The organism is Larkinella ripae (assembly GCF_054780775.1).
This window is the reverse complement of sequence record NZ_BAAGVR010000001.1, coordinates 386,896-411,406: the sequence shown is the minus strand read 5'-3', so window position 1 is coordinate 411,406 and position 24,511 is coordinate 386,896. Positions and strand designations below refer to the sequence as shown.

Below are 24,511 nucleotides of genomic sequence, written 5' to 3'. Positions count from 1 at the left end.
AAGGAGTTCGGCCGGATTTTTAGTCCTCTTCTCCCTTCTTCCTCTCCTCTTTTCCTTCCTCTCTTCCCCCATTTTGAATCGGTAAACAAACTTTAAATTCGGTTTTGCCCGGTTTTGAATTGACGTAAATTTTGCCGTTGTGATGCCGGACGATGCCCTGCACAATGTCCAGGCCCAGTCCGGTGCCCTGACCGATGGTTTTGGTGGTGAAAAACGGGTCGAAAATGTGATCGACGCTGTCGGCCGGAATGCCCGAACCGTTGTCGATGACGCGGATCAGCACAAACTGGTGATCCACTTCGCCCGTAATCTGCAACTGGCCGCTCGCGTTCATGGCGTCGATGGCATTGTCGATCAGGTTGGTCCAGACCTGATTCAGCTCACTGGCAAAAGCGTCGATTGGCGGCAAATCGTCCGGAATCGTCACGTCAACCTGAATATTTTTTTCTTTCAGTTTATGTTTGAGCAATACCAGCGTACTGTCGATGCCCTCGCGGACCCGAATGCACTCCCGACCCGTTCCGCGGTCCATGTGCGTGTACGATTTGATGGCGTTGACCAGCAACGCAATGCGTTTGGACGCTTCTTCAATGTCGTTCACCAGCCGTTCCGTCACCAGGTTATTGACCAGCCAGTTCAGCACCGTGGCCCGGTTTTCCGGCGCCACATCCACCAGCAGGATTTCCAGATCGTCGATCGTAAACCCGAAATCGATCAGCGATTCGGTCAGGTCGTCGCTGTCCGACACCTGGTTGTCGTCGAACCAGTCGAGAAATTCATCTTCCAGCCGGCTGCGTTCCAGCAACGATAACCGGTTTTGGTCCGACTGGTTGCTCATTTTGGAAAATAACAAGGCACTGACCCGATCCACCATCTCGTCGGTGACGCGCAGGGCCATCACGTCCTTGAACCGCTGCGGGGTGTTGCGCAAATGGGATTTCAGCGTGTCGGAACTCCGGACAATGGCCGAAACCGGGTTGTTCAGTTCGTGCGCCAAACCGGCCGACATGCGTCCCAGCGCCATCATCTTATCATTTTGTTGCAGCGTTTTCGTCGTTTCCCGCACCCGCGTCGTCATCACCTGCACCAGCGTCTGCGCCAGCTCATACTGGGTCTGAATCAGGTCGCGAAAATGGTCGCGGTGCAACGACAGCAGGGCCGTCGGCTCGGTGGTTTCCCAATACGCCAGCGATTCGACCATGCGCGAAAACGGCAAAACGCCCTCCAGCGAGTTTTCTTCCGCGATACGGATTTCCTGCTGCTGGCCCTGCTGGATGAGGTAATACCGAATCCGGCCCGCCAGCACAATCAGAAAATGATCGGTGGGATCGCCGGGTTTATAGAGAATGGTTTCCGCCGGGTAGTCGCAGCACTCGGAGCGGTCGACCAGCCAGTGCAGTTGCTCCTCCGGCACATGCTGAAAGTTCGGATTCTTTTTCAGGGCGCTCAGGCAATCCATGCAACAGTGATTTGAAACCAAAAGATAGGAAATCGGCGGCTACTTCCCATAACTTATCTTTTCAACCGCCCGTTCCCGGGGCCTTTTGGGCGGTTTTTGTACTTTGCACCATGAAGCATCTGCCTTTTCTGCTTTTCAGCCTGCTGGGCTTCCACGCCCTCGTCGCGCAACCCATCCGGTTTGCTTTCGTGACCGATACGCACGTGGGCGCACCCGCCACCGCCGTCGAAGACCTGCAACGCACGGTAAACGACATCAATGCACAAACGGACCTTGATTTTGCGGTTTTTACGGGTGATGTAACCGACTTTGGATCGGACGATGAATTCGCCACGGCCAAGCGCATTCTCGATGGGTTGAACAAGAAATGGTACGTTTTTCCCGGCAACCACGACACCAAATGGTCGGAAAACGGCTGCAACAGCTTCCGAAACGTGTTTGGGGCCGAACGGTTTGCGTTCACTTTCGGGAAATACCGCTTTATCGGTTGCGGCAGCGGCCCGAACATGCGGATGGCGCCGGGGTTGGTGGCCCGCGAGGACGTGCTGTGGCTGCAAGCCGAAGTCGAAAAGCTGAAAGGCTCCGACCAGCCGGTGATTTTCATGAACCATTACCCGCTCGACGAATCGCTCGAAAACTGGTACCTGCTGATCGACGAACTGAAGAAAACCAACGTGCAGGCGGTTTTTTGCGGCCACGGCCACGCCAACCGTGACCTGAATTTTGAAGGCATTCCGGGCACGATGGGGCGCTCCAACCTGCGGGCCAAAGACGAAATCGGCGGCTACAACCTCGTGACCATCCGGAACGACACCCTGACGTTTGCCGAACGAACGCCCGGCGTCGGCACAAAACCGGTCTGGCGGACCATTCCGCTGCAGAATCATCGGTTCAGCCAGCAAACGACGAGCTATCCCCGGCCTTCGTACCAAATGAATGAGCAGTACGCAACCATCAAACCGGTTTGGACGAAACAGGACAGCAGCGACATCGGCGCGGGCCTTGTCGAAAGCGACGGTTTTTGTATTTATCCGAACACCAGCGGGCAAATCGTGGCGCTGGCGACGGCCGACGGACGGGTGCGCTGGCGGTTTGGCACGGGCGGCAAAGTCTATTCAACACCGGCGGTGCGGAAAAACCGGGTCGTGGTGGCTTCGACCGACGGGACGGTTTACTGCCTCGACAAACGAACCGGCCGACTGCTCTGGAAACAGCAGACCGGCAAACCCATTGTGGCCTCCCCGCTGATTGATCGCAACACGGTTTTTATCGGCAGCTCCGAAGGTAAATTCCGGGCCTTGTCGCTGGCCGACGGGGCGGTGCAATGGACGTTCAGTTCCGTCAGGGGGTTTGTGGAATCGGTCGCGGTGGCGGATAAAAAGCGGGTTTATTTCGGTTCCTGGGGTTCGTCGCTGTACGCGCTGAACAAAAAAACGGGCGATTCGGTCTGGCGGTGGACCAACCACAAAGTGCGCAATTTCTCGCCTGCAGCCTGCGTGCCGGTGCTGGTCAAAAACCGCCTTTTCATCCAAACCCCCGACCGCACCGTAACGGCCCTCGAAACCGAAACCGGGCGGGAAATCTGGAAAACCAACCAGCACAAAGGCTTCGAGTCGATGGGCGTTTCGGCCGACCGTTCGCTGGTTTACGTCAAGTGCATGCAGGATTCGGTCTGGGCCATTCCGACGAGCTCGCCGGACGGAAAAGGCGCCTGGTACGTCAATTGCCAGTACGGCTACGAAATCAGTCCGGGACCGCTGACCGAACGCGAAAACCGCATTTACGTGCCCACCGACGAGGGCGTGTTGTATACCATCGACCGCGAAAACCGGCGGCTGCTGTGGTCGCACAAACTGTCGAATGCCATGCTTAACCGCGTCTGGCCCCTGAAAAACCGGCGGGTGCTGGTGACGACGATGGACGGCAAAATTGCGTTATTGAGCGAATAAGCCGGGCGACCCGGGTTGAGGAGGAGTCAGATAAAAAATGGAAGGTAGGAAAGCTAAATGTAAAATAATGAATGCTGAATGTAAACGTGTTTCCAGTCGCGTTCACTTCTACATTCAGCATTCACTATTTTACATTTAACATTCGTTTCCAGTGCCGGTGAAATAGCTGCTTTGATTCGTTTGGCGGATTGTATCTTCTCAGCTTTTCCGCAGCAACACCGGAATGTCGGCCTGCCGGTTGTCTTCCAGCCCCATGCCGGCCACGGCCAGGTCGTAGGCATCGACAATGGACAGCCCCGAACCGAGTGCCTGATAAAACGTCGCCGAGAAGGCAATGGCGGCTTCGTCGCCAATCGAGCGCTGCATACCAATTACGTACGGAATGTGCTGACCGATCGCCCGCGCCTGGCTTTCGGAGTAGCAGGCATTCAGCAACACGCATTGCACCGAATCATCAAAAACCGCAAACAGCCGGCCCAGCGCATCGGCGCCCACCAGTTTCAGTTGCCCGCTCTCGGTTTCCAGACACAGCCCTTCGTCGGTGCCGTGGCCCGAAAAATGCACGATGGTCGGTTTTTCCTGCAAAATGGAGCGCGTCAGGGTGCGGGGCGTCACGGCCAGACTCGTCGAAAACAGGACGCCCTCGCTGCCCCGCAGTTCTGCCTGAATTTCGCGGGCTTCGGCCCCCAGTCGCAGCGGTTGCTCGGTGGTCGGATTGGCCGACAGGAACAGAATCCGTTTCCAGCCGTTGGCATTGGCCGGAGCCGCCCCGGTTTCGTCGCTGCTGATGAGAATTTCCTTTTCCAGCACGTCCAGGTCCCGGGCGCGGTCGCCGAGGTGAACCGTCACCTGGAGGAGCAAGGGGTGCCGCCCGGCTTTCAGCGGTTTGACAAAAAACTTCCACTGCGTTTTGTCACCCTCCCAGATTTCCTGCCGCTCGGTGCTGACGGACGTGATCTTAAAACTCTCTCCGCCCGAACCGTCGATCAGCCGCACGCTCATTTCGCTGCCAATGGTAATGTCCTGGTGGACACTGCCTTCACTGATTTTCAGCAGTTCCGCCGATACGTCTTTGCCCGCGATCCGGACGGTACAGGCCGTCGTCTCGTTGACCTTCATGGAACCGGGAATGTCGTAATCGAGCTGGCCTTCGCGGACGGCCGGTTGGGCCGCCGGAGCGGGCGGAGCAGCGACCTGGGCGGGTTGGGTCGCACCGCCGAAACTGACGCCGGAGCGGGGTGGCCCCCACGATTCGTGCGCACTGCTTCGGGTCGGACCTCGTTCATACTCAACATTGTCCGCAATAATCACGAATCTGCGGTCACCCGTACGCGGTTTTTTATCGCCAGAAGGAGCCGCGCCTTTGGACTGGCCCGGTTTTAAGGGCTGCACGATGTCGGGATTTTTGGACACGATCTCGTTGATGCGTTCCATGAATTTCATGGCCACCTGCTGAAAACCGTCGCTGTTCGGGTGGATTTCGTCGTACCACTGATCATCCCGCACGATCTTCCGCACGTTGATGTAGGAAACGTTTCCAAACTCGCTGGCTACTTCTTTAAGGCGGTCATTAAACTGATTCAGGATATACTGAATGGCCGCGAACCGGTCTGCCTGGCGGTTGATGCCTTTCTCGATCATGTAGCGCCCCAGCCAGCCTTTGTTGGTGACACTCAGCGGAATAACGTAATCGTACCCGTGCACCAGAATTTGTAATTTCGGTTTGTGCACCTTCAGGTGGCCGAACATCGCCCGGTAAATGTCGCGCAGCGAATCCAGTTCGTCAAAGAGTTTTTTGTTGAAAAACCGCTGCGGATTTTCTCCCGGTTCCTCGCTCATATCGGGCCTGTCGTTGAGGAACGTGCGGAATTGTTCGCCCAGAATGTCGTTGCCACCCCCGCTGATGAGAAAGACAGCGGGTGTATGGTCGTCGAGCGCGTCGAGGTACTCCCCGGTTTTCTGGTAGTTCCGCAGCGTGTCGCCCGCAGCCGCCACGCAATACACCGCAAAAGCCCGCGATAAATGGTCGATGGTGTCGGTCACCAGCGGGTGCTGAAACCACGAATCGCCTTCCGAAACGAGCCGGATGCGGTCCGGAAACTGTTTGATGACCTTTTCGTAGTGGCGGTTTCGGCGTCGGCGGGCCAGCGCATTGGCCAGGCCGATGCCCCAGTCCTGCAACAGTCCCTTTTCGCCCGGACCCGCCTGCCGGAGCTGAATTCCGGGTTTCAGCTTGTAATCCGGCTGCCAGTTGGGACCCGTTTCAACGTCAAAATAAAGGCCCAGCGCGAACGGCGTAATCACCGGATCGTGCAGCATTGCGTTCAGGTCGTCTTCGGCAATGACGTTCGGCTCCGGATTGATCAGTTTCAGGGTGTACGACTGCGTGGTCCAGCCGGTCAGTTTGACCTCCCGTTCCGATGCCTCGTCCGTGTCAAAACCGCCCCGTTTGACCGCATCCCGGTCCGCATCGCCGGGCATCGGCGGATCGGGCAGGGTGGGCAGCGCCAGCGCCTGCGGATCGAACTCGTCGCTGCTGACAATCAGCTTGATGTGCTCGAGCCGCGACGGCCAGTTGTAGAGGCTCAAGGCTTTGGGCAGGGTCGCGGGCAGGTAATCTTTGCCGTTCAGGCCCAGAAAAACCGAGTTGCCCGGTTCCAGCAAATACGCTTTGGGATTCAGAAAACCGGTGAACGATTCGAAGGTGGACGACAGGTACAAGGCCGCGCAGTACAGGCTGGTTTTGTTGCTGGCCGGATTCGTGATTTTCACCTGAATCTGGCTTTTCCATTTTCCGGTGGCCTGTTGCTCGTAGTCGATGGGCAGGGTACCGTCCTCGTCCGGGGTCACCGGCACGGTTTGGCCGTTGGCATCGATTCGCGCAAATTCGACGGTGAGCGGATTCCCCGGCAGCCGGTTCAGGCCGGTGTTGTTCAGGGCATTCATAAACTCCCAGCGCGCCAGGTGCTTCAACTGGCTCACCAGCTCCGGAACGGCGGTGTGGGTGGCGGCTTCGATGACCTTCGTCAGCGGGCGGTAAGGGTTGCCGGGGTAGGCGATGTGGTAGTACCCCTCCTGATGGTGAACCACATACTTCGCCCGGATTTCCTGTTCTTCCGGCACGACCTGACCGCCCGTTTCGGAAGAAAGCCGGTTCAATAGCTGTTCCTGTTCTTCCGGCAAACCGCCTTTGCTCTCAATCGTAATGGGCAGGGGCAGCGTCATCAGATCGTCGATCAGCGCCTGAAAAACCGCGTTTTGGTTCAGGTTAACGGACGCATCGAAGCGCAGCTGCGTGGAATCGACCCGGATAATGCCAATTTTGGCCGGGTATTGCGTGGCCGGATCGTCGGGGTTGAAAACCGTCAGGGTTTGGGTGTCGGACGTAATGCCGTGAATCGCGCCCAGACTCAATTGCCAGCCGGTTTTCGGGTTGTAGGTCACTTCGCCAATCGCCGACTGACCGCGCTGGCCGGGCCGGTTGAGGAAGGTTGAATAGAGCAGTGCATCGTCGCCGTTGGCCACGTAAATCCGCGGTTTTTGCTCGAACACATTCCGCAGGTATTGCCGCACGCGGCTCCGCAGGGTATAGTAGCTCAGGTCACCCGCTGCGTTACGCAGCACGTTCAGCAAGGTTTTGGTGAACACGCCCTCGCCCCCCACTTCCATCGCCGATTCGTCGGACTCGCAGGCCGACAATTGCACGTGCGTTCCTTCGGGCAAGGCCACCGCATCGCCCAGCTGCCGAACGGTGTCGGCACTGATCGCTGGTCCGAAAACGAAGTTGTTCCAGGGGCGTTTGGCAAAGGCGAACGGAATCCGTTTTTCCCGGGGTGCCTCTTCCTTGAAAACCGTCTGCACCATCGCGCCGTTGCGGGTCACGTCGCCCGAGTGGCAGCAGTCGAAGATGGTGACGACGTGCGGTTTTTGGGTCGTTAATCCGTGAATCAAATACCGCAACTCCTTGTCCGACAGCAGGAAGTTGTCGGCGGTTTCTTCGTCGTAATGGCAGGCAATGCATTCCAGCCGCCCGTCGGTTTCGTGTTTCCAGACGGTGGTGTCGGCCCATTCCTGGGTGCCGTGGCCGGAGAAATAGAACAGGGCGACATCGCCTTCCCGGGCCTGTCCCAGGTGCTCCTGAAAGGCCCGGACCACGCTGGCTTTGTCGGCTTCTTCGTCCTGTAAAAAAAGAATATGCGGCTCAAAAGCCGGGTCGGTCTGCAAATACTGCTTTACTTTCCGGGCGTCGGCTACGCAGCCGTTCAGGGCCGGAAACGTCACCTGTCCCTGCAACAGCAAATCGCCCCGGTAGTCGTTGATGCCCACCAGCAGCGCGTAGAGTTTCGGCTTCCGGGCCAGATCGGCCGGAGCCACTGCGGCTTCGGGCTGCCCGGTTTCCAGGCCCGATTTGCTTTCAAAGTCTTCGTACGGTTCGTCTTCCCGAGCGGCACTTTTGGGTGCGGGCAGCAGCGGTTCCAGGGCTTCTTCCGACGGGATGGGCGCTTCCGTTGCGGCCAGTTCGGCGGGAATCAGCGAACCGGAGCGCTGGGCGGCCGGGCTAAACTGGGGCGCCTGCACGCCCGCGATCACTTTGGCCCAGTCGAAAGCCTGTCCAAGATCCCATTTGCCGTCGATGCGGTAGTTGATGTGCGAAACGATTCCCTTGAAATTCAGCAGCGACGGGGTAGTTTCGTAGCGCGTCGGTTCCGGCAAAAACTGGCGTGGAATCTGGTATTGGGCGGTCAGATACCGCAACAGCACAATCAAACTGTCGTACTGCGCGTCGGTATAAGTGGCGTAATAGAGTTGCTGTCGAAACGGCACCGCCAGTTTCTGGTAGGCTTCCTGTTCGGTCAGAGCGCAGTACACATCGACCGGGCCGGGCTGGCCGCTGGCGTTTTTCTGGCGGGAATAATACGTTTCGAGGTTACTGCCCTGCGGTTTCAGAAAACCGTAATTCGATAGTTCGATGCCGATGGTTACTTTGTCCTGCGCGTTACCGACGTTGCCCACGGCGCCCTTGCCCAAATGCCCCGACCAGAACCGGGACGAAAAAAGCTGGTAGATGGTGCCGTCGCGGGCGATCAGGAACGGCACGGAGACGTGAAAATCGTTGCGGGTGAGCGCCGACAGATCCCCGCGCAGGTTGCCGGCGGTGAAATGCAGCACGATCCGCTGTTTGGGATGCTGCACGTCGTGGTAGTAGCCCGACCGGTTTTTGGGCGTGCACAGCAGCCCCTGCAAGCGGAGCGGCTCGCCCGGAACCGGCACCGAAATGGGCTTGAGCGAATATTCTCCATTGCCTCCCGTTTCCCGGAAAGCTTTCTCGACCGACTGAATTGCCGAATAACGCATGGTAGTAAAGGATAGAGGAAGAGGAATGGCGCAGCGGATGGGATACCCGTTGCGCAAGGATACCAAGGTAGGCGGAAAAACGGTCGGCGATTAAAACGAATTATCGAACGGTATCAGCGTTCCATCGTGTAGAATTCATAGCTGATTTTCCACGTAAATTCCTGACCCGGTGCCACATCAATGGCCGTATACGGTTCGGGCGACAAGTTTTTGGGGTTCGACCAGAAGGCCAGTTTGGCGATGGGCCGGTCGCTCCGAATCCGGACGCCCGCGCCGGTTTTGGTGTTTTCGACCCGGATGTCGTAATCCGTGGCGGTGGCCCCGTAGCCTTCCACCAGCGTGTAGATGCTTTCCCGGTTCTGGAGCGGGCGCAAAAAGCGCAGCTCGTGGCTGGTGCTCGCCAGAATGTCCTTCAGATCGCCGGTGGGTTTGATGGCAAACGGAAACTGAACCCGAAAACCGGGTCCGGACGGCTGCTGGTCGATGACCAGAAAATTGTGGTTGTAAACGGCGGTTTGAATGCGTTGCTGGCCGGTGTTTTTGAGCCGGTGTTCCAGCACCAGTTCGGACTTGCCCTGGGTGAGTTTAACGGTTTTTTCGTACTGGTATGAATACCCGGCGGCCTCCTGCAAACGATGCGTAAACCGGACCTGATCGGCTTTTTTCCGGACGGTCCACCGGCCCTTGTCCACGTGCTGATACGGCGCCACGAACTTATAGGGTTCGTTGTCGATTTTCCGCAGGCTGCCCACGCCGATCTTGACAAACAGCTCACCGGGTTTGGCCTGCTCGTACCCCAGCGGGTCGAAGGCTTCCACCGGCCCAGTGATGGCATCGTGCAGAAACGGATCGTAACGTTCGAACCATTGGCCGAAATACGAATGGCCTTTGTATTCCAGACTGGCAATGACCCCCGCCCAGTCGAAGCGCGTGCCCCGGTAGTACCCGGCTGCGGTGTCGGGCAAATACAGGGTCGCTTTCACGGAACCGTTGCTGATCGGCGCCTGCGGAACGTCGTCAACCGTCCAGGCAAGCAGGGAAAACGTCAGGAGCAGGGCAAGGAGGGCTTTCGTCATTTTTCTGGGGTTTAGGTGTCTTGGGGTTTACGGTTTTTGGGATACGGTTTTCGGTGTGGTCCCGATCAACACCCGAAACGTCGACCCGCCAAAAACCGTATCCCGAAAACTGAAAACCGTATCCCGAAAACCGGTTCTTACAACGCCTTTAGCAAGCCGCGCCGACGGAGGAGCGGTTTGATGTCGGGCTCGGCGCCCCGGAAGTTTTTGTACAGCGTCATGGGCTCGTCGGTGCCGCCCCGTTCGAGCACGTTTTTGCGGAACGACTGGGCCGATTTCTGATCGAACAAACCTTTCTGTTTGAATACCTCAAAGGCATCGGCGTCGAGCACGGCCGACCAGATGTAACTGTAATAACCGGCCGAATAACCGCCCGCGAAAATGTGCTGAAAATACGTGCTCCGGTAACGCGGGGGAATCTGCTCGATCAGGCCAATTTTGTCCATCGACTGCTTCTCGAACGCCAGCACATCGGTGGGCGTCTGGTCGGGCTTGAGCGTGTGGTAATCCATGTCGAGCAGCGACGCGGCCAGGTATTCGGTGGTTTCGAAACCCTGATTAAACAGGCTGCTTTTGTTGATTTTCTCGATCATGGCATCCGGAATGACGGCACCGGTTTTGTAATGCTTGGCGTACAATTTCAGCATCTGGGCCTCCTGCGACCAGTTTTCCATGATCTGCGAGGGCAGTTCGACGAAATCACGCGGAACCGACGTGCCCGATAGCCTGCCGTAGGTAACATTGGAAAGCAGACCGTGCAGCGCGTGTCCAAATTCGTGGAAGAACGTCCGGGTTTCGTCCATACTGAGCAGCGCCGGGGCGTCGCCCGCTGGTCGCGCGAAATTGCAGACAATGGAAACCACCGGACTGATTTTCTGGCCATTTTTCACTTCCTGCTGCCGGAAACTGGTCATCCAGGCTCCTCCGCGCTTGCTGGCGCGGGGGTGAAAATCCATGTACAGGATGCCGACGTGCCGGCCGTCAGCTTCTTTCACTTCGTAACCCTGCACTTCTTCGTGGTAAACCGGCAACTCTTTTTTAAGCTCAAACCGCAAACCATACAGCCGATTGGTCAGCATGAAAATGCCCTCGCGGACGTTTTCGAGCGAGAAATACGGTTTTAGCTCTTCGGTATTCAGCGCATATTTTTCCGCGCGCAGCTTTTCGGCGTAATACCGCCAGTCCCAGCTGGCCAGCTTCTCGTTTTTGCCTTCCTTATCCATCATGGCCTGCAACTCGGCGGCTTCCTGTTTGGTGACGGGCTGCGCTGCGGCCCAGAGCTGATTCAGCAGATCGCTTACTTTGGCCGGGGTGGAGGCCATGCTTTCTTCGAGCACGAAAGCCGCGTGGTTCTCATACCCCAGCAGCTGGGCTTTTTCGGCGCGCAGGGCCACCATGCGGGCCATAATGACCTTGTTATCGTTGGCGTCGTTGTGATTGCCGCGTTCGAGATAGGCCTTCAGAATCTGTTCGCGAAGCGCCCGGTTGTCGGCATACTGCAAAAACGGCATGATGCTCGGGTTTTGCAGCGTAAAGATCCACTTCTGACCCGCCTGATTCCGCTTCTTCGCTTCGTCGGCAGCCGCGCTCACCAGCGAAGCCGGTAAACCGCTGAGGTCGGCCGGTTTGTCGATCACCAGCGTATAGGCGTTGTTTTCGGCCAGCAGATTTTGTCCGAATTTCAAGGTTAATACCGACAGTTCTCCGTTGATTTTCCGCAAACGCTCCTGCTTTTCGGCCGACAGGGCGGCCCCGCCCCGCACGAAACCTTTATAGGTTTTTTCGAGCAGCTGTTGTTGTTCGCCCGTCAGTTTGAGTTTATTCCGCTGGTCGTAGACGGTTTTGACCCGCTTGAACAAAAGCGGATTCAGGGCAACGTCATCCCGGTTTTTAGCCAGCTTCGGCGCCACATTCTGCGCAATTTTCTGGAGCGCTTCGCTGGTGTTGGCGCTGTTGAGATTCGCAAATACCGCATTGACCCGGTTCAGCAGGTCACCGCCCACTTCCAGCGCTTCGATGGTGTTGGCGAACGTCGGGGCCTGCCGCTGACTGGTAATCTTCAGGAGTTCCGCGGCTTGCTGCTTGATGCCTTCGTCAAAAGCCGGTTCGAAGTGTTCGGTCTTGATTTTGTCAAAATCCGGAACCCCAAAGGGGGTTTTATAGGCACTGAAAAATGGGTTATCCGCCGGGGATTGCCCGTTTACCAGCCCGGGAGCAGTCAGCAACAGGGTCGATACCAGCAGACTAATGGGTACTTTCATAAGGAGCGCATTGATTGGAGTAATCAAATCTACAGAATCGCACCGCGAAAGGCAAATGCTTTACAATCAGGAAGCTGGAAAACCGGCTTTTAAAAACCGCCCTGAAAACCGCCCGGCGGTTTGAAACACCGGACCCGTCACTTCATCCCGAATTTTTGCGATTTCAGTCGCTACAATATTGATTCACAGGCCGGTTTTCGGTCATCTTTGTATCGTCCAACGCAGCCAGCTCTTTTGTCCGCCAGCGAACAACAAATGTCCGGGATCGTACAGGTAAAAACCGGAAGTTTATTTTTAAAGTGCTGAATGGTAGGTAATTAGGTAATTGGCACGGCATTTGGTTTTTGGGTAGCCGAACCGGTAAACAACAAATCGTGAATCGTAAGTAATCAAACAACAACAAATACTAAACGTAAAAAGTCATGTTAAATCTGCTGAGTAATCTGATCTGTACGGCGCTGGTAAGCGCATCCCTGAATGGTGGTGAAATCAAGGCGCCGAAAGCCCTGCCATTCGAAGTGAGTGCCTACGTCACGAGCGAAAACAAGGTTCGGTTCGCCGTCGAAAAGTCGTCACCGGAAACCGTCATGGTGCTGTTGCGCAACGAGAAAAAGGAAATCCTTTTTCAGGAAATGATCACCAAAAAAGAATTGAAATACGCGGCCAAACTGGACATGAAAAACCTGACCGATGGCGCGTACGAACTGGAATTTAAATCGGCCCAGGGCACCATTCGCAAACAGGTGAACGTGGCTACCAAACCGGTGGCATCGCCCGAGCGTCAGGTGCTGCTGAACAGTCCGGCCGAATAACGTGTCGGGTTTGATCCCCTGCAAAACCACCCCGGACCCGGGGTGGTTTTTTGTTTTGGGGAACGGTTTCTGGGAATATTCCCGTTACTTCGCAGGACCACGGAGCCGAACCGACTGCATTCCTATGAAATTTGACGATTATCACATTGCCCCCGAAATCAAGCGGAATCTGGAAGGGCTGGATTTTAAAAAGCCGACGGACATTCAGTTCAAGTCGATTCCGCCGATTCTGAAGGGGGAAGACGTGCTGGCGATTGCCCAGACCGGCACCGGAAAAACGGCGGCTTTTGCCATTCCGGTGGTCAGTATGCTCTACGAACGCAACCGGTCGCGCCGGACCGAGGGCATCAAGTGTCTGGTGATGGTGCCGACCCGCGAACTGGCGATTCAGATCACGGGCGTGTTCGAGAAAATTGCCCGCTATACGAACCTGAAGGCCTTTTCGGTTTTTGGCGGGGTGGAGCAGGGGCCGCAGATCGCGCGCCTGGAAAATGGCATCGACATTCTGGTGGCAACGCCGGGCCGGATGTTCGATCTGGTGAGTCAGGGCCATATCCGGCTGCAACGGGTTGAAATCCTGATTCTGGACGAAGCCGACCACATGCTCGATCTGGGCTTTATCAAGGACATTCAGGACCTGATGCGGTTTTTGCCCAAAAAACGGCAGACCTTATTTTTCTCAGCGACGATCAACGAAAAGATCAAGAAACTGGCGTACTCGCTGGTGCACAACGCCATCCGGATTCAGGTTTCGCCCAAAGATCCGGTCGCCAAAAACATCGACCATTCCGTGGCTTTCGTGGGCATGGACGATAAGCGGTTTTTTCTGGAACGGCTGATCAGCGAGCATCCCGAAAGTAAAATTCTCGTGTTTGTGCGGACCAAAGTGCGGGCCGAGCGGGTCCTGAAAGCACTCGAGCGGGTGAACATCCCGAGCCAGACCATCCACGGCGACAAAGAGCAGCGCGACCGCTTGCAGGTGCTGAATCAGTTTCGGAATGGAAGCGTTAAGGTGCTGATTGCTACGGATGTCAGCGCGCGCGGGATTGACATTGCCAATGTTGACTACGTGGTCAATTACGACCTGCCGGAGCAGCCAGAAAACTACGTGCACCGCGTGGGCCGAACGGGTCGGGGCACGCAGAAAGGGCAGGCTTTTTCATTTTGCAGCCCGGAAGAAAAACCGATTCTGGCCGAAATTGAGCAGTATCTAACGAAGCCCATCCGGGTTGTTCAGATCGACAACGGAACCTATACCGAAACCGTTGATGCCAGTCAGGACGCGCAGTTTGACCTGAAGGCGCTGATGAAGGAAGCCGAGGAGTTTGAACAAAACCGCCGGAAGAAAAAGAAGAAATAGGAGCAGGGGAGTCAGGCTCCCGAAGACAACTACGGTTTTTCCGGCGCGAGAAATTGCCGGATGAACGTGTCGAACGGGCCATCGACCGAAAAGCCAAGCCGGAGCGCCCGGCTGTTGTCGACGGCTGTGGGCCAGCTGCTGACAATGGCGTCGATGGCCGGGTCGGGCCGAAACTGAACCCGGTCGCGCGTTTCCCGATTCGTCAGCCGTTCGAGGGCGTCGAGCATCGCCCGGATGGTCACGGCAATGCCGGGGAGGTTGACCGTGCGCCAGTCGCCCAAAACCGCCGAATCCAGCGTGGCCCCCTTGATGAGGTTCTGAATGACCGTGTCCGGACTGGACACCAGAACCGTCAGGTCCGGAGAAACCGGACAAACTACCGACTCGCCCCCGAGGGGCTCCCGGATGATGCTGCTGACAAACGACGAAGCCGCCTGATTCGGCCGGCCGGGCCGGACGCAGATCGTCGGCGGGCGCAAGACCCGCCCATCGACAAACCCTTTCCGGCTGTAATCGTTGACCAGCAACTCCACCACGGCTTTCTGGATTCCGTAGGACGAGCGGGGCGTCACGACGGTGGTTTCGTCAACGACGGCGGGCAGCGTTCCGCCATAAACGGCAAAACCGCTGGCGAACACAAACCGGATGCCCGGACGCTGGTGACGGCAGGCTTCCAGCAGGTGGCGGGAAATGCCGAGGTTGACGGTCCAGCCCAGATCGAACTCCTGCTCGGCCTGGCTGCTCACCACGGCAGCCAGGTGAAAAACAACGCCGGTTTTTGGCGTAATGATGCGCTGGGCAACCCCCGCTTCCGACAGATCAAGTTGCTGGCAGCGGATCCGCCCGTCATTCGCCGGAAGGGGAGGAGCAACGAGGTCGACTAGAAGAAGCTCGTCAAAAACCAGCGAACTCTTCAGGAGCGCTTTGGCCAGCCGCTGGCCGAGAAAGCCCGCTCCGCCCGTTATAATAATCTGCATGATTGGCTAACGATTTGAAACCAAAAGCATCGAAAACCGGCGGGTTACTTTTTAGGGTGAACGGTTATTTCGTACAAAAAGCATAAATTTAGTTTTTAAAGTACAAAACCGTTACCGACGTGCGCGAGAAAATGAGTCTGGAAGAGGAAATTGCGATCGTCCGATTCGGGCAGGGAGTCCTTTCCGATGCGGATTTGCGGGCTTCGTTCAGTCCGTTGGATAAGGAGCGCAAAAAGAATCAGTTACTGGATCTGACTTCGCTGGTGCACCACGCAAAACCGGTCGATGCCGATATTGAGCGGGCAATTGCGGCTAGCGGGCTGGAACCGACCGATGCCGCCGTTTATTTCCTGAAAACCGATCGGCTGCGAGTCAACCGGGTTTTTATCACGCCCGAAGATGAACTCGACAGCGCTTACCTCCTGCAACTGCATTTGTTTAAAATCGCTTACCAACGACGCTATGCGCTGGAAAAAGGCAGGTTGACCCAATGGTGGTTCTGGGATTTAGCAGCCGATGAGGTGGTTCAGCGGATTCTGGCCGCCCACCAGCAACTGGTGGACGACGTATACCAAAATCCGGGGTACCGGGGCGAATTTGTCAGCATGGTGAAACTGCAACTGGCCAATGAACAGCAGATGCAGGCCCGCTTTCAGGAGCCTGCTCCCGAACCGGAAACCCATTTTACGTTTCTGACGTACGATGACATGCTGACGGCGGCCTTTAAAATAGACCAGGAAAATAAAAAATACAGCGAGCCCCTGTTCCTGCTGCGCCATGCGATGGGAAAGGCACTTTCAAAAAAATACGGTCTGGATTTTCCCCAGGAACTGCGGCTGATGCAGGATGTTCTGGAACGATACCGGCAGGAAAACCGCCCCGATGGGCTGGCGGAATGAGATCGGATGCGCTACTGGTTGGGCGAACGGGTCCGGAAATCGTAGCCAGCCAGCAGCACAAACGCCTGAAGCAGCGCCAGAAACCGGCCTTCGCGGGGTTAGGCAAAACCGGGCGGTTTTCGCGGACGGGCTTTTTATTTCCCAAATTCCAGGTGCGTACTGATCGCAATGCGGTTCCAGGCATTGATGGTGACGACGGCCATGATGAGCTGGGCCAGATACGTACTGCCAAACAACTGCTCGGCTTCCTGGTAGATTTTGTCGGACAAACCGCCCTGATGAATCAAGGTAATCGCTTCCGTCAGGGCCAGAATGGTTTTTTCTTCGGCGGTATACAGATCGGTCTCCCGCCAGGCATTGAGCAGAAAAATTCGCCGGGCGGTTTCGCCGGATTGCAGGGCTTCCTGCGTGTGCATGTCGATGCAGTAGGCGCACCCATTGAGTTGGGAGGCCCGTATCTTGATCAGGTGCTTGTGCGACCGGCTTAGCTGGGCGGTTTGTAGGTAACCTTCCAGCGCAAACATGGCTTTAAAGGCCTGAGGTTCCGTCTGTTGGATATTGATTCGCTTTTCCATGGCTCTTCTGTTTTGATGGTGGGACAAAACTAGGCACTGGATTGCGGGGAAAACTTAAACTGGTTTAAGAACGCTTTTTCCGGCGGATTTCACTCAGGTATTCCGGCGTAAACCCGAGAAAGGACGCCAGCAGGTACTGCGGAATGCGCTGAATAAAGGCGGGGTATTTGTCCGCGAACTGGCCGTATAGCTCCTCCCGCGAGTAATCGTAGAGGTATTTGATGCGCAGTTGGGCGGCCGCGTAGGCTTTCTGGTAGATTAGGCGGAAATACCGCTCCAGCTGGGGAAATTGCGCCAGCAGCTGTTCCTGCGACTGGAAATCAATGGCTACAAGGTCGCAGTTTTCAACGGCCTGAATAAAAAAATCGGTGGGCTGCTGGTTTTGAAACGCCATGTAATCGGTCATCCACCAGTTTTCAATCGCAAACTGGGTGGTTTGCTCCACGCCTTTTTCATTCACGAAAAACATCCGAAGGCAGCCGTTCAGCACGAAATAATTGGACCGGCAGCCCTGACCTGCTTCCACCAGATTTTCTTTCTTTTTCAGGTGAATGGGCTTGAAAAAAGCCGATATGGCCGGTTTATCGTCGTCCTGGATGGCGACAAATTTTGCAAAGTGCCGGATGAGTTGCTCGGGCATACGGGGTCAGTCGAAGATGGCGGTTCAAAGGTAGCCGTAGATTTTGATTTGTGTCGTGGTTTCAGGGCGAATTGCCCGGCCCGATCCGCACCGATCTTCTATTTTTCTGATCAAAACAAAAGCCGGTCCTGGCAGGCTGTGCGGTTTTTATCGGACAAAAATCTGCTAATCAAAATTTGCGGTTCTGAAGAAAACCGCTGCGGATTTTATATTCGCGACCGGAAACGGCAAGCCGGCGCCTTGCCAATCCTGGCAAGCGTCAACCCGGGAAATAGTGCGGGCCTCGCGGTTGAAAGGAGTTATTTCCGCTTGTTGTAACCCAGTCGGCGGTACCCGATGAGTTGATCGGCCCGCGCAGCCGGGGGGCGGTGGTAGATGAAGAGTTCGTAATCATTTTCGGTGTCCGAATACGTGCCCTCGATCAGGATTTCATTGCCGGTCAGGTTCATGCCGGAGCGCGTCACGGGGGGCGGAATGCCCTTAACGGAGTAATTGTAGTTGTAGACGCCCTGCTTCAACGGAATTTCGGCCTGATACGCCCGGAGTTCCGGAACGTAATGCATCCGGTTGAGCTCGTCCAGCCGCCAGAAATTGAACGCACTGTTGACGTAGACCTCGGCGTTGGCCAGTTCATCCAGCCGCAGCGTAAAAACCGTCGTGATGTAATCGGACTGCGTCGCTCCGATTTTGGTTTCCAGCTGATCGATCACGTATTGCCCGTTGAAGTCGTCGGTCTGCACGTACGCGCCCACGGAGCGCGGGCCGTCGGTTTGGACAAAAGCCGTGTTTTTATCGTCCTTCCGCTCCACCCGTTCGATGTAGTTTCCGCGCGATAAAACCGTCCGGGTGTCGAAATACCGGTATTCATTGCCGCCGGGAAAGGTATTTTTCAAATCAAACAGGCGGTATTCCAGCAAGTTGTCGAACACCCGCACGTTGGTGGGTCGCAGGCCCGTAACGACCCGGTCGTCGCGGTAATTCTGCCGGATGACAATCTTCAGATCGTCCTGCGGAGAAATGAGCGGATAGCCCCGGTAACTGATGTCAAAATTGATCTGCTGGTCGGTAAACCGCAATTGGGGATCGTTGGCAAACTGCACCGTTGCCGCCACACTGACGCGGTTGACGTAAGCAATAAACCGGCGGCTGAAATAGATCTGTCGCGGGTTCCGCTCGTTGTACACCACCAGCACATAATTGCCCGGCAGCTTCATTTTCGGGATTGGAAACCGGTAGTGGTAATACGGTATTTTGGTGTTGAGCGAAATCTGGTAATCCTGAATCGGGAAGTCGTTGTATTCATAAGTGAATTCAATGTCGTTCAGAATCGACTGCTTCCAGTCGGCGTTGCAATGCACAAATTTGGCGCGAAACGGGCGGTAGTTGGCCGTCAGGTCGTCAAATTCCAGCAGCAGTGAGGTCCCGACGCCCTGGTCGATCACGGGCGGGTTGAGGGTCTGGGCCGGGTCGCCGGGGTCGTTGCCCAGCACCGGGTAGAGCAATACGGTTTTGATGGCATTTTCAAAAATACGGTCTTCCGTCGGCAGGTTTTGGGCCGCGGCTGATCGGTTTATCAGGACACTGAGGAGCAGGAGGAATCGAAATAATTGCATAATACAGCTAAATTCTCATGAGTATGAACGAAATTTCGGACGCAGAGTTATACAAAAAATCCAACGATCATTTTGAGAAAGAAAGATACCAATCCGGAAGCAATGGTCAATTATAACCCGAAAGAGTGGTTGCGGTTTTTGATCAACTTCCCCAAAGCCGATACGGTTCGCAAGCTGTTGCCGTTCATGGGCGGCATGGCGGTTTATTCGTTCATCATTGCCTTTATTATTCTGGAAATCTTTCACCTGAAAGACAATTCGGATTTGAAAAATATTTCCCTGATGCACTCGCTGCTGGGGTTTGTGATTTCGATGTTGCTGGTTTTCAGGACCAATACGGCGTATGACCGCTGGTGGGAGGGGCGCCGGCAGTGGGGCGCGCTGGTCAACAACAGCCGGAATCTGGCCCTGAAGCTGGAACCGCTGCTGGACGGAGCAAACCGCGACGAGCGGGATTTTTTCCGGACGATGATTCCCAATTTTGCCTACGCGATGAAAAATCACCTTCGCGCCGGTTTTATCGAAAACGAATTCACCGAAACCGCCTTGTTTCGGCTGACGGATCTGAAACCGGACGGCCACATTCCGGCGCAGATTTCGGCGGCCATTCTCCGCAAAGTTTATGACCTTCAGCGCCGGGGTGTTTTACTGCCCGAACACCTGTTATTTCTGAACCCCGAACTCCTGAGTTTCATGGACATTTGCGGGGCCTGCGAACGGATTCACAAAACGCCGATTCCGTATTCCTACAGTTCGTTTCTGAAAAAATTCATCACGATTTACTGCATTACGCTGCCGCTGGGCTACGTTTTTAACCTGCATTACCTGGTCATTCCGTTTGTGGTGTTTATTTTTTACGTGCTGGCCAGTCTGGAGGTGATTGCGGAAGAGATTGAAGACCCGTTTGGCACCGATTCCAACGATTTGCCCGCCGAAACCATTTGCAAAAACATCCGCAACTCGGTGCAGCAACTCGTACCGCTGGCGGCCCCGCCCGTTCCGGCGGCTTCCGGGCGTTCCTGAGTTGCGGTTCTGGCCCGAAACCGCTACTTTGCGGGCAGCTTCATCTTAGCCTAACACCATGAGTCTGACTGCGGTAAACGAATGCCCGAACTGTTCGGCTGGTCTGGAAAAACCGTTTCATTACTGCCCAAACTGCGGGCAAAGTGCGCACCTTCACCGGTTTAACCTGCCGCATATTTTTCACGAGATTTTCCACGCCTTTACGCATGCCGACAAGGGCGTTTTGTACCTGGTGAAAAGCCTGACGCTGAAACCGGGGGTGGTGGCCCGCGAATACATTCTGGAGGGCAAGCGAAAAAAGTATTTTAATCCGTTTACGTTTCTGCTGCTGGTGCTCGGTCTGGCGGTTTTTGTCAATTCGTACTTCAAACCGTATTTCCGGGGCGACAACGCAAAGCCGTCGGCAAGCGCCCACGCTCAACCGGGCAGTGCCTCCCCGGCCGACGCCATCCAGCAGCGAAAAGAAAACATTGCGACGCTGTTGAACAAACGGGCCAACCTGATTGCTTTTGCGGCCATTCCGATTTTTACGCTGATTTTCTGGCTTTTCTTCTTTCGGTCGGGCATCAACTACGCCGAACACCTGGTGGCCAACGTATTCTTTGCGGGCTACTTCCAGCTGGTGGCCGTTGTCGTCACGGTGATCCTGAGCCTGTTTGACCGCTACATCTCCACCATCAACGAGCAGCAGCTTGTCTTTCAACTCATTTACCTGCCCATTGGCTATTACCAGTTCATGAATTACCACCGCCCCGTCAAGTTTCTGGTCACGCTGCTGGCTTCTTTGCTGGCGCTGGGCGTTTGGGTGCTGCTTTCGTCGCAGGCTATCCGGTTTTACATCCAGTATGGCTTTTGACAAAAAAACCGGCGTTGCCACCGGTTTTTGATCAGGCGAGTTTCTTTTCCAGTTCTTCGGCTTCGAGCATGGCTTCTTCCCATTGCTCCTGTACGCTGTCAAGCTGGTTTTTCAGGTGCTGGTAGTCGGCGGTTTTGGCCTGAAGCTTTTTGCCATCCGATACCACCGCCGGGGTCGCCAGTTCCGTTTCCAACTGTTTTTTCTGTTTTTCCAGCCCCGCAATTTTCTGCTCGAACTCGTCGGCCTGCTGCGTCACTTTTTTCAAAGCCCGTTGCAGTTCCCGGCGCTCGTCATCGTTGGCGGCCGGTTTGGGTTTGGCCGGGGCGGCAACCGGGGCCGGGCTGGCTTTGGTTTCGCCCCCCTTCAATTTGCGCTCTTCCATCCACCACTCGTACTCGTCGTAGGTGCCGGGGTATTCTTTCACCTGCTCGTCTTCGATGTACCAAATTTTATTGGCAATCTGCGACACAAAATACCGGTCGTGAGAAACGATCACGTAGGTTCCTTCGTACTGCTCCAGCGCCTGGATCAGGATGTTCACCGACTGCATATCCAAGTGGTTGGTCGGCTCATCGAGCAGCAGGAAGTTGGCCTGCGACAGCAGCACTTTCGCCAGGGCCACCCGCGATTTTTCACCTCCGGAAAGCACTTTAATCTTCTTGAATACATCGTCGCCCGAGAACAGAAAGCAACCCAAAACCGTCCGGAGTTCCGCTTCGGATTTGTTCGGGTTGGCCGATTTCAGTTCTTCGAGCATGTTGTCGTCCACGTTCAGCGACTCCAGCTGGTGCTGGGCATAAAAGCTAAACGAAACGTTGTGGCCGAGCCGCCGTTCGCCTTTGCTGGTTGGTTCGGTGCCGGCAATGATCCGCAGTAGCGTCGATTTTCCTTTTCCGTTGGCACCGATCAGCGCCACGTGGTCTCCGCGTTCCAGCCGGGCGGTGGTATGCGTCAGAATCTTTTTCTCGCTGTAGTTTTTGGTGACATCATCCAGGTGCAGGATGTGCCGACCGGGTTGCGTCGAGAAGTTAAACCGGAAGTTGACGCGGGCGTTTTCGTCGATGACCGCATCGACCAGTTCCATCTTCTCAAGCATTTTCACCCGGCTTTGGGCCTGTTTGGCCTTCGTCGCTTTGGCCTTAAACCGCTCAATAAACCGCTCGGTCTGGCGGATTTTGGCCTGCTGGTTTTCGTAGGCGCCCTGCTGGATTTCGTTACGCAGCGCCTTCTCTTCGACGTAAAACGAATAATTTCCGGCGTAGTAGTTCAGCTTCGCGCCCGAAACTTCCACAATGCTGTCAACCACATTGTCCAGAAATTCGCGGTCGTGGGAAACCACAATCACCGCTCCTTCGTAGTTCTGGATGTATTTTTCAACCCACTGAATGGAGGGTAAGTCCAGGTGGTTGGTGGGTTCATCGAGCATCAGCAAAGACGGTTTTTGCAGCAGCAGTTTCGCCAGCATGACCCGCATCCGCCAGCCCCCCGAAAATTGCCGGAGCGGTTTGTGCAGGTCGTCCGTCGTAAAACCGAGTCCTTCCAGGATTTCTTCCGCCTTCGACTGAATGGTGTAACCGTCCAGAGCCGCAAATTCGTCCTGAGCGCGGGCCAGCTTGTCGATCAGGGCGTCGGTGTAATTGACTTCCATTTCGTGCAGCAGGGCATCGATGCGCTTTTGCAGGTGGTTCTGGCGTTCGAAAGCCTGCATGGCCACCGACAGAATCGAGTCGTCGGTTTGGTAGGACAGCAAATCCTGGTTCAAAAAACCGATGGTAACGTCGCCCGCTTTGGAGATCACCCCGCCGTCGAGTTGGTATTCGCCGATGATCAGCCGCAGCAGCGTTGATTTTCCGGTTCCGTTGAGGCCGATAAGACCAATTTTCTGACCGGGCTTGATGTGCATCGACGCATTTTCGTAGAGTGCCCGGCTTCCGAGGTAATAAGACAGGTTGGTAAGAGAAATCATGGCGCGAATTTACGCATTTTTGCCGCGTTTGCTTGCATGATTTGTCAAGAACCCGTTATATTTGCACCCACAAAAATGAGGAATACTTTCATTTTGCCTCCTTAGCTCAGCTGGTAGAGCGACGCATTCGTAATGCGTAGGTCGCAGGTTCGAATCCCGTAGGAGGCTCATTTTTTGAATCAGGGTTAATCAGTTTTCGAGTATAAAAGCTCAAAATCAACTGATTAGCCCTTTTTCTTTATCAATCCTTATCACTAATAATACGGTTTGATAAAGCTCATCCGTCACCAAATCCGTCACCACGTATTGTTATTATTCGTATCTTGGTAGTGACCAAACCCGGTACTATCCATGAAAACGATTACCGAGAAGTCGGTAAAGTTGATGTTGAACAAGGCGAATGCTGATCTTCCGACTACTATCTACCTTGTTTTTCGCTACGACAACAAACGATTTCTAACCTCAACGGGGCAGACTATTATCCCATCCGAGTGGGATGCTGAAAATCAGCGGGCCCGTACGGACATGAAGAATCGTCAGCAGCGTCAATCCAACGAAACAATTAATGCTCACCTAGAACGCCAGCGCTCCGTTTTGCTGAAAGTTCTAAATTCGCTGCAGCTGGCACAGATTTCTTTTTCTAACGAATCAATCAGCCAACATCTCGATAATGCACTGGGGCGCACCAGAAAAGCAAAAATTGAAGAACTAAAGCCTGAAACGCTGCCTGACTATATCGACCGGTTTGTAAAGGAGGCTAAATCCGGAAAAAGGCTCAATTCAAAAAGTATTCACTATGCTAGGTATACGCTGGAAGGTTACATGAAATTGAAACGTATTCTGGACCGGTACCAAACTGACACGGGAAATCGAACCGCTTTCGAGTCCTTCACGCTTGATTATTACCATCATTTCAAACTCTGGCTTACGGGGAGGGGACTTACCCTGAATTACGTAGGTACGCTTTTGAAAGATCTGAAGGTGATGTTGAAACAGTCCCACGCCGATGGCATGCACACCAATACGGTTTACATGCACAAGGATTTTAAGAAGCTGGTCGAGGACGTCGATAATGTGTATTTATCCGATGAAGAGTTGACGCGGCTGTTTACGCTGGATTTATCCGGCAATGTACGGCTCGACCGTATTCGGGATCTGTTTCTAATCGGTGCGTATACCGGTCTGCGGTTTTCTGACTTTTCCGAGCTTCGGCCGGAGAACATTACCCACAATGGCCGTATCCTAACACGTAAGACGCTCAAGACCTCTGAGCGGGTTTCGATCCCACTGAATTCTAATGTGCTGGCTATTCTGGCAAAATACGAAGGAATCCCGCCCCAGACGATCAGCAATCAAAAGATGAATGATTATGTCAAAGAGCTTTGCCAGCGGGCTGGGCTGACTGAACGGATTGAAGTAAGCAGGACCAAGGGTGGTTTGAAACAGACGAGGTACCTGGAAAAATGGGAACTGGTGACGACCCACACGGCCCGGCGTTCATTTGCTACCAATGCATTTCTGGCTAAGGTACCCACGGTCTCGATCATGAAGATCACCGGTCATAAATCGGAGGCAGTATTCCTTCGCTATATCAAAATTTCTTCGGAGCAAAATGCTTTGTTGATGCTGGAGCATCCGCACTTTTCTAGACCACTAAATGAGTGAAAATTATATCTTCCAATAGACCTAA

The 24,511-nt window shown here is 55.0% G+C and carries 16 protein-coding genes and 1 tRNA gene; 8 read left to right on the top strand and 9 right to left on the bottom strand.

The window, feature by feature from the left end:
• Nucleotides 1–19: 19 nt before the first annotated feature.
• Nucleotides 20–1,459, bottom strand: a complete 1,440-nt coding sequence (locus tag ACYVHX_RS01785; protein WP_460669873.1) for an ATP-binding protein — start codon at nucleotides 1,457–1,459, stop codon at nucleotides 20–22.
• A 110-nt stretch (nucleotides 1,460–1,569) separates the two neighbouring features.
• Between ACYVHX_RS01785 and ACYVHX_RS01780 the strand changes: the two genes are divergently transcribed.
• Nucleotides 1,570–3,408: an outer membrane protein assembly factor BamB family protein gene (locus ACYVHX_RS01780; RefSeq protein ID WP_460669872.1), complete on the top strand. Its 1,839-nt coding sequence runs from the start codon at nucleotides 1,570–1,572 to the stop codon at nucleotides 3,406–3,408.
• Between the two features lie 198 nt (nucleotides 3,409–3,606).
• On the opposite strand, the gene ACYVHX_RS01775 is transcribed toward ACYVHX_RS01780, so the two are convergent.
• From ACYVHX_RS01775 to ACYVHX_RS01765, 3 genes are all read right to left on the bottom strand, one after another.
• Complete coding sequence (locus tag ACYVHX_RS01775) at nucleotides 3,607–8,763, bottom strand: caspase family protein (protein WP_460669871.1); 5,157 nt, start codon at nucleotides 8,761–8,763, stop codon at nucleotides 3,607–3,609.
• 113 nt (nucleotides 8,764–8,876) lie between these two features.
• Entirely contained in the window at nucleotides 8,877–9,839 is a 963-nt protein-coding gene (locus ACYVHX_RS01770) for a hypothetical protein (protein ID WP_460669870.1), read from the bottom strand.
• A gap of 137 nt (nucleotides 9,840–9,976) precedes the next feature.
• Entirely contained in the window at nucleotides 9,977–12,100 is a 2,124-nt protein-coding gene (locus tag ACYVHX_RS01765) for a M3 family metallopeptidase (protein ID WP_460669869.1), read from the bottom strand.
• Nucleotides 12,101–12,522: 422 nt separating this feature from the next.
• Between ACYVHX_RS01765 and ACYVHX_RS01760 the strand changes: the two genes are divergently transcribed.
• Together ACYVHX_RS01760 and ACYVHX_RS01755 are read left to right on the top strand one after the other, a co-directional pair.
• The gene (locus ACYVHX_RS01760) at nucleotides 12,523–12,912 is read left to right on the top strand and encodes a hypothetical protein (RefSeq protein ID WP_460669868.1); all 390 of its coding nucleotides are present in this window, start codon (nucleotides 12,523–12,525) and stop codon (nucleotides 12,910–12,912) included.
• A gap of 124 nt (nucleotides 12,913–13,036) precedes the next feature.
• Nucleotides 13,037–14,272 (top strand): DEAD/DEAH box helicase, encoded by a 1,236-nt coding sequence (locus ACYVHX_RS01755; protein WP_460669867.1) that lies wholly within the window; start codon nucleotides 13,037–13,039, stop codon nucleotides 14,270–14,272.
• A 29-nt stretch (nucleotides 14,273–14,301) separates the two neighbouring features.
• Here ACYVHX_RS01755 and denD read toward each other — a convergent pair whose 3' ends face one another.
• On the bottom strand, nucleotides 14,302–15,249 hold the full coding sequence (gene denD, locus ACYVHX_RS01750; protein WP_460669866.1) for a D-erythronate dehydrogenase: 948 nt from the start codon (nucleotides 15,247–15,249) through the stop codon (nucleotides 14,302–14,304).
• Nucleotides 15,250–15,368: 119 nt separating this feature from the next.
• On the opposite strand from denD, the gene ACYVHX_RS01745 reads away from it, so the two are divergent.
• Nucleotides 15,369–16,148, top strand: a complete 780-nt coding sequence (locus ACYVHX_RS01745; protein ID WP_460669865.1) for a DUF5958 family protein — start codon at nucleotides 15,369–15,371, stop codon at nucleotides 16,146–16,148.
• Between the two features lie 134 nt (nucleotides 16,149–16,282).
• Here ACYVHX_RS01745 and ACYVHX_RS01740 read toward each other — a convergent pair whose 3' ends face one another.
• The 3 genes from ACYVHX_RS01740 to ACYVHX_RS01730 all read right to left on the bottom strand — a co-directional run bounded on the left by ACYVHX_RS01740 (nucleotide 16,283) and on the right by ACYVHX_RS01730 (nucleotide 18,976).
• On the bottom strand, nucleotides 16,283–16,723 hold the full coding sequence (locus ACYVHX_RS01740; protein WP_460669864.1) for a carboxymuconolactone decarboxylase family protein: 441 nt from the start codon (nucleotides 16,721–16,723) through the stop codon (nucleotides 16,283–16,285).
• Between the two features lie 64 nt (nucleotides 16,724–16,787).
• Nucleotides 16,788–17,363 (bottom strand): Crp/Fnr family transcriptional regulator, encoded by a 576-nt coding sequence (locus tag ACYVHX_RS01735; protein WP_460669863.1) that lies wholly within the window; start codon nucleotides 17,361–17,363, stop codon nucleotides 16,788–16,790.
• 299 nt (nucleotides 17,364–17,662) lie between these two features.
• The gene (locus ACYVHX_RS01730) at nucleotides 17,663–18,976 is read right to left on the bottom strand and encodes a type IX secretion system plug protein (protein ID WP_460669862.1); all 1,314 of its coding nucleotides are present in this window, start codon (nucleotides 18,974–18,976) and stop codon (nucleotides 17,663–17,665) included.
• Nucleotides 18,977–19,078: 102 nt separating this feature from the next.
• Here ACYVHX_RS01730 and ACYVHX_RS01725 point away from each other — a divergent pair, with 102 nt between their 5' ends.
• Both ACYVHX_RS01725 and ACYVHX_RS01720 read left to right on the top strand, forming a co-directional pair.
• Nucleotides 19,079–19,999, top strand: coding sequence for a bestrophin family protein (locus ACYVHX_RS01725; RefSeq protein WP_460670409.1), 921 nt, complete (start codon nucleotides 19,079–19,081; stop codon nucleotides 19,997–19,999).
• Nucleotides 20,000–20,057: 58 nt separating this feature from the next.
• A complete protein-coding gene (locus tag ACYVHX_RS01720) occupies nucleotides 20,058–20,855 on the top strand; it encodes a DUF3667 domain-containing protein (protein ID WP_460669861.1) in 798 nt (265 codons plus the stop codon).
• Nucleotides 20,856–20,886: 31 nt separating this feature from the next.
• Here the strand turns inward: ACYVHX_RS01720 and ACYVHX_RS01715 are convergent, their stop codons facing one another.
• Nucleotides 20,887–22,821, bottom strand: a complete 1,935-nt coding sequence (locus ACYVHX_RS01715) for an ABC-F family ATP-binding cassette domain-containing protein (protein WP_460669860.1) — start codon at nucleotides 22,819–22,821, stop codon at nucleotides 20,887–20,889.
• Between the two features lie 95 nt (nucleotides 22,822–22,916).
• Here ACYVHX_RS01715 and ACYVHX_RS01710 point away from each other — a divergent pair.
• Together ACYVHX_RS01710 and ACYVHX_RS01705 are read left to right on the top strand one after the other, a co-directional pair.
• Nucleotides 22,917–22,989 (top strand) — tRNA-Thr (locus ACYVHX_RS01710).
• 183 nt (nucleotides 22,990–23,172) lie between these two features.
• Nucleotides 23,173–24,486 carry a site-specific integrase gene (locus ACYVHX_RS01705; protein ID WP_460669859.1) on the top strand — a complete coding sequence of 438 codons (1,314 nt, stop codon included), beginning with the start codon at nucleotides 23,173–23,175 and terminating at the stop codon, nucleotides 24,484–24,486.
• Nucleotides 24,487–24,511: the final 25 nt, after the last annotated feature.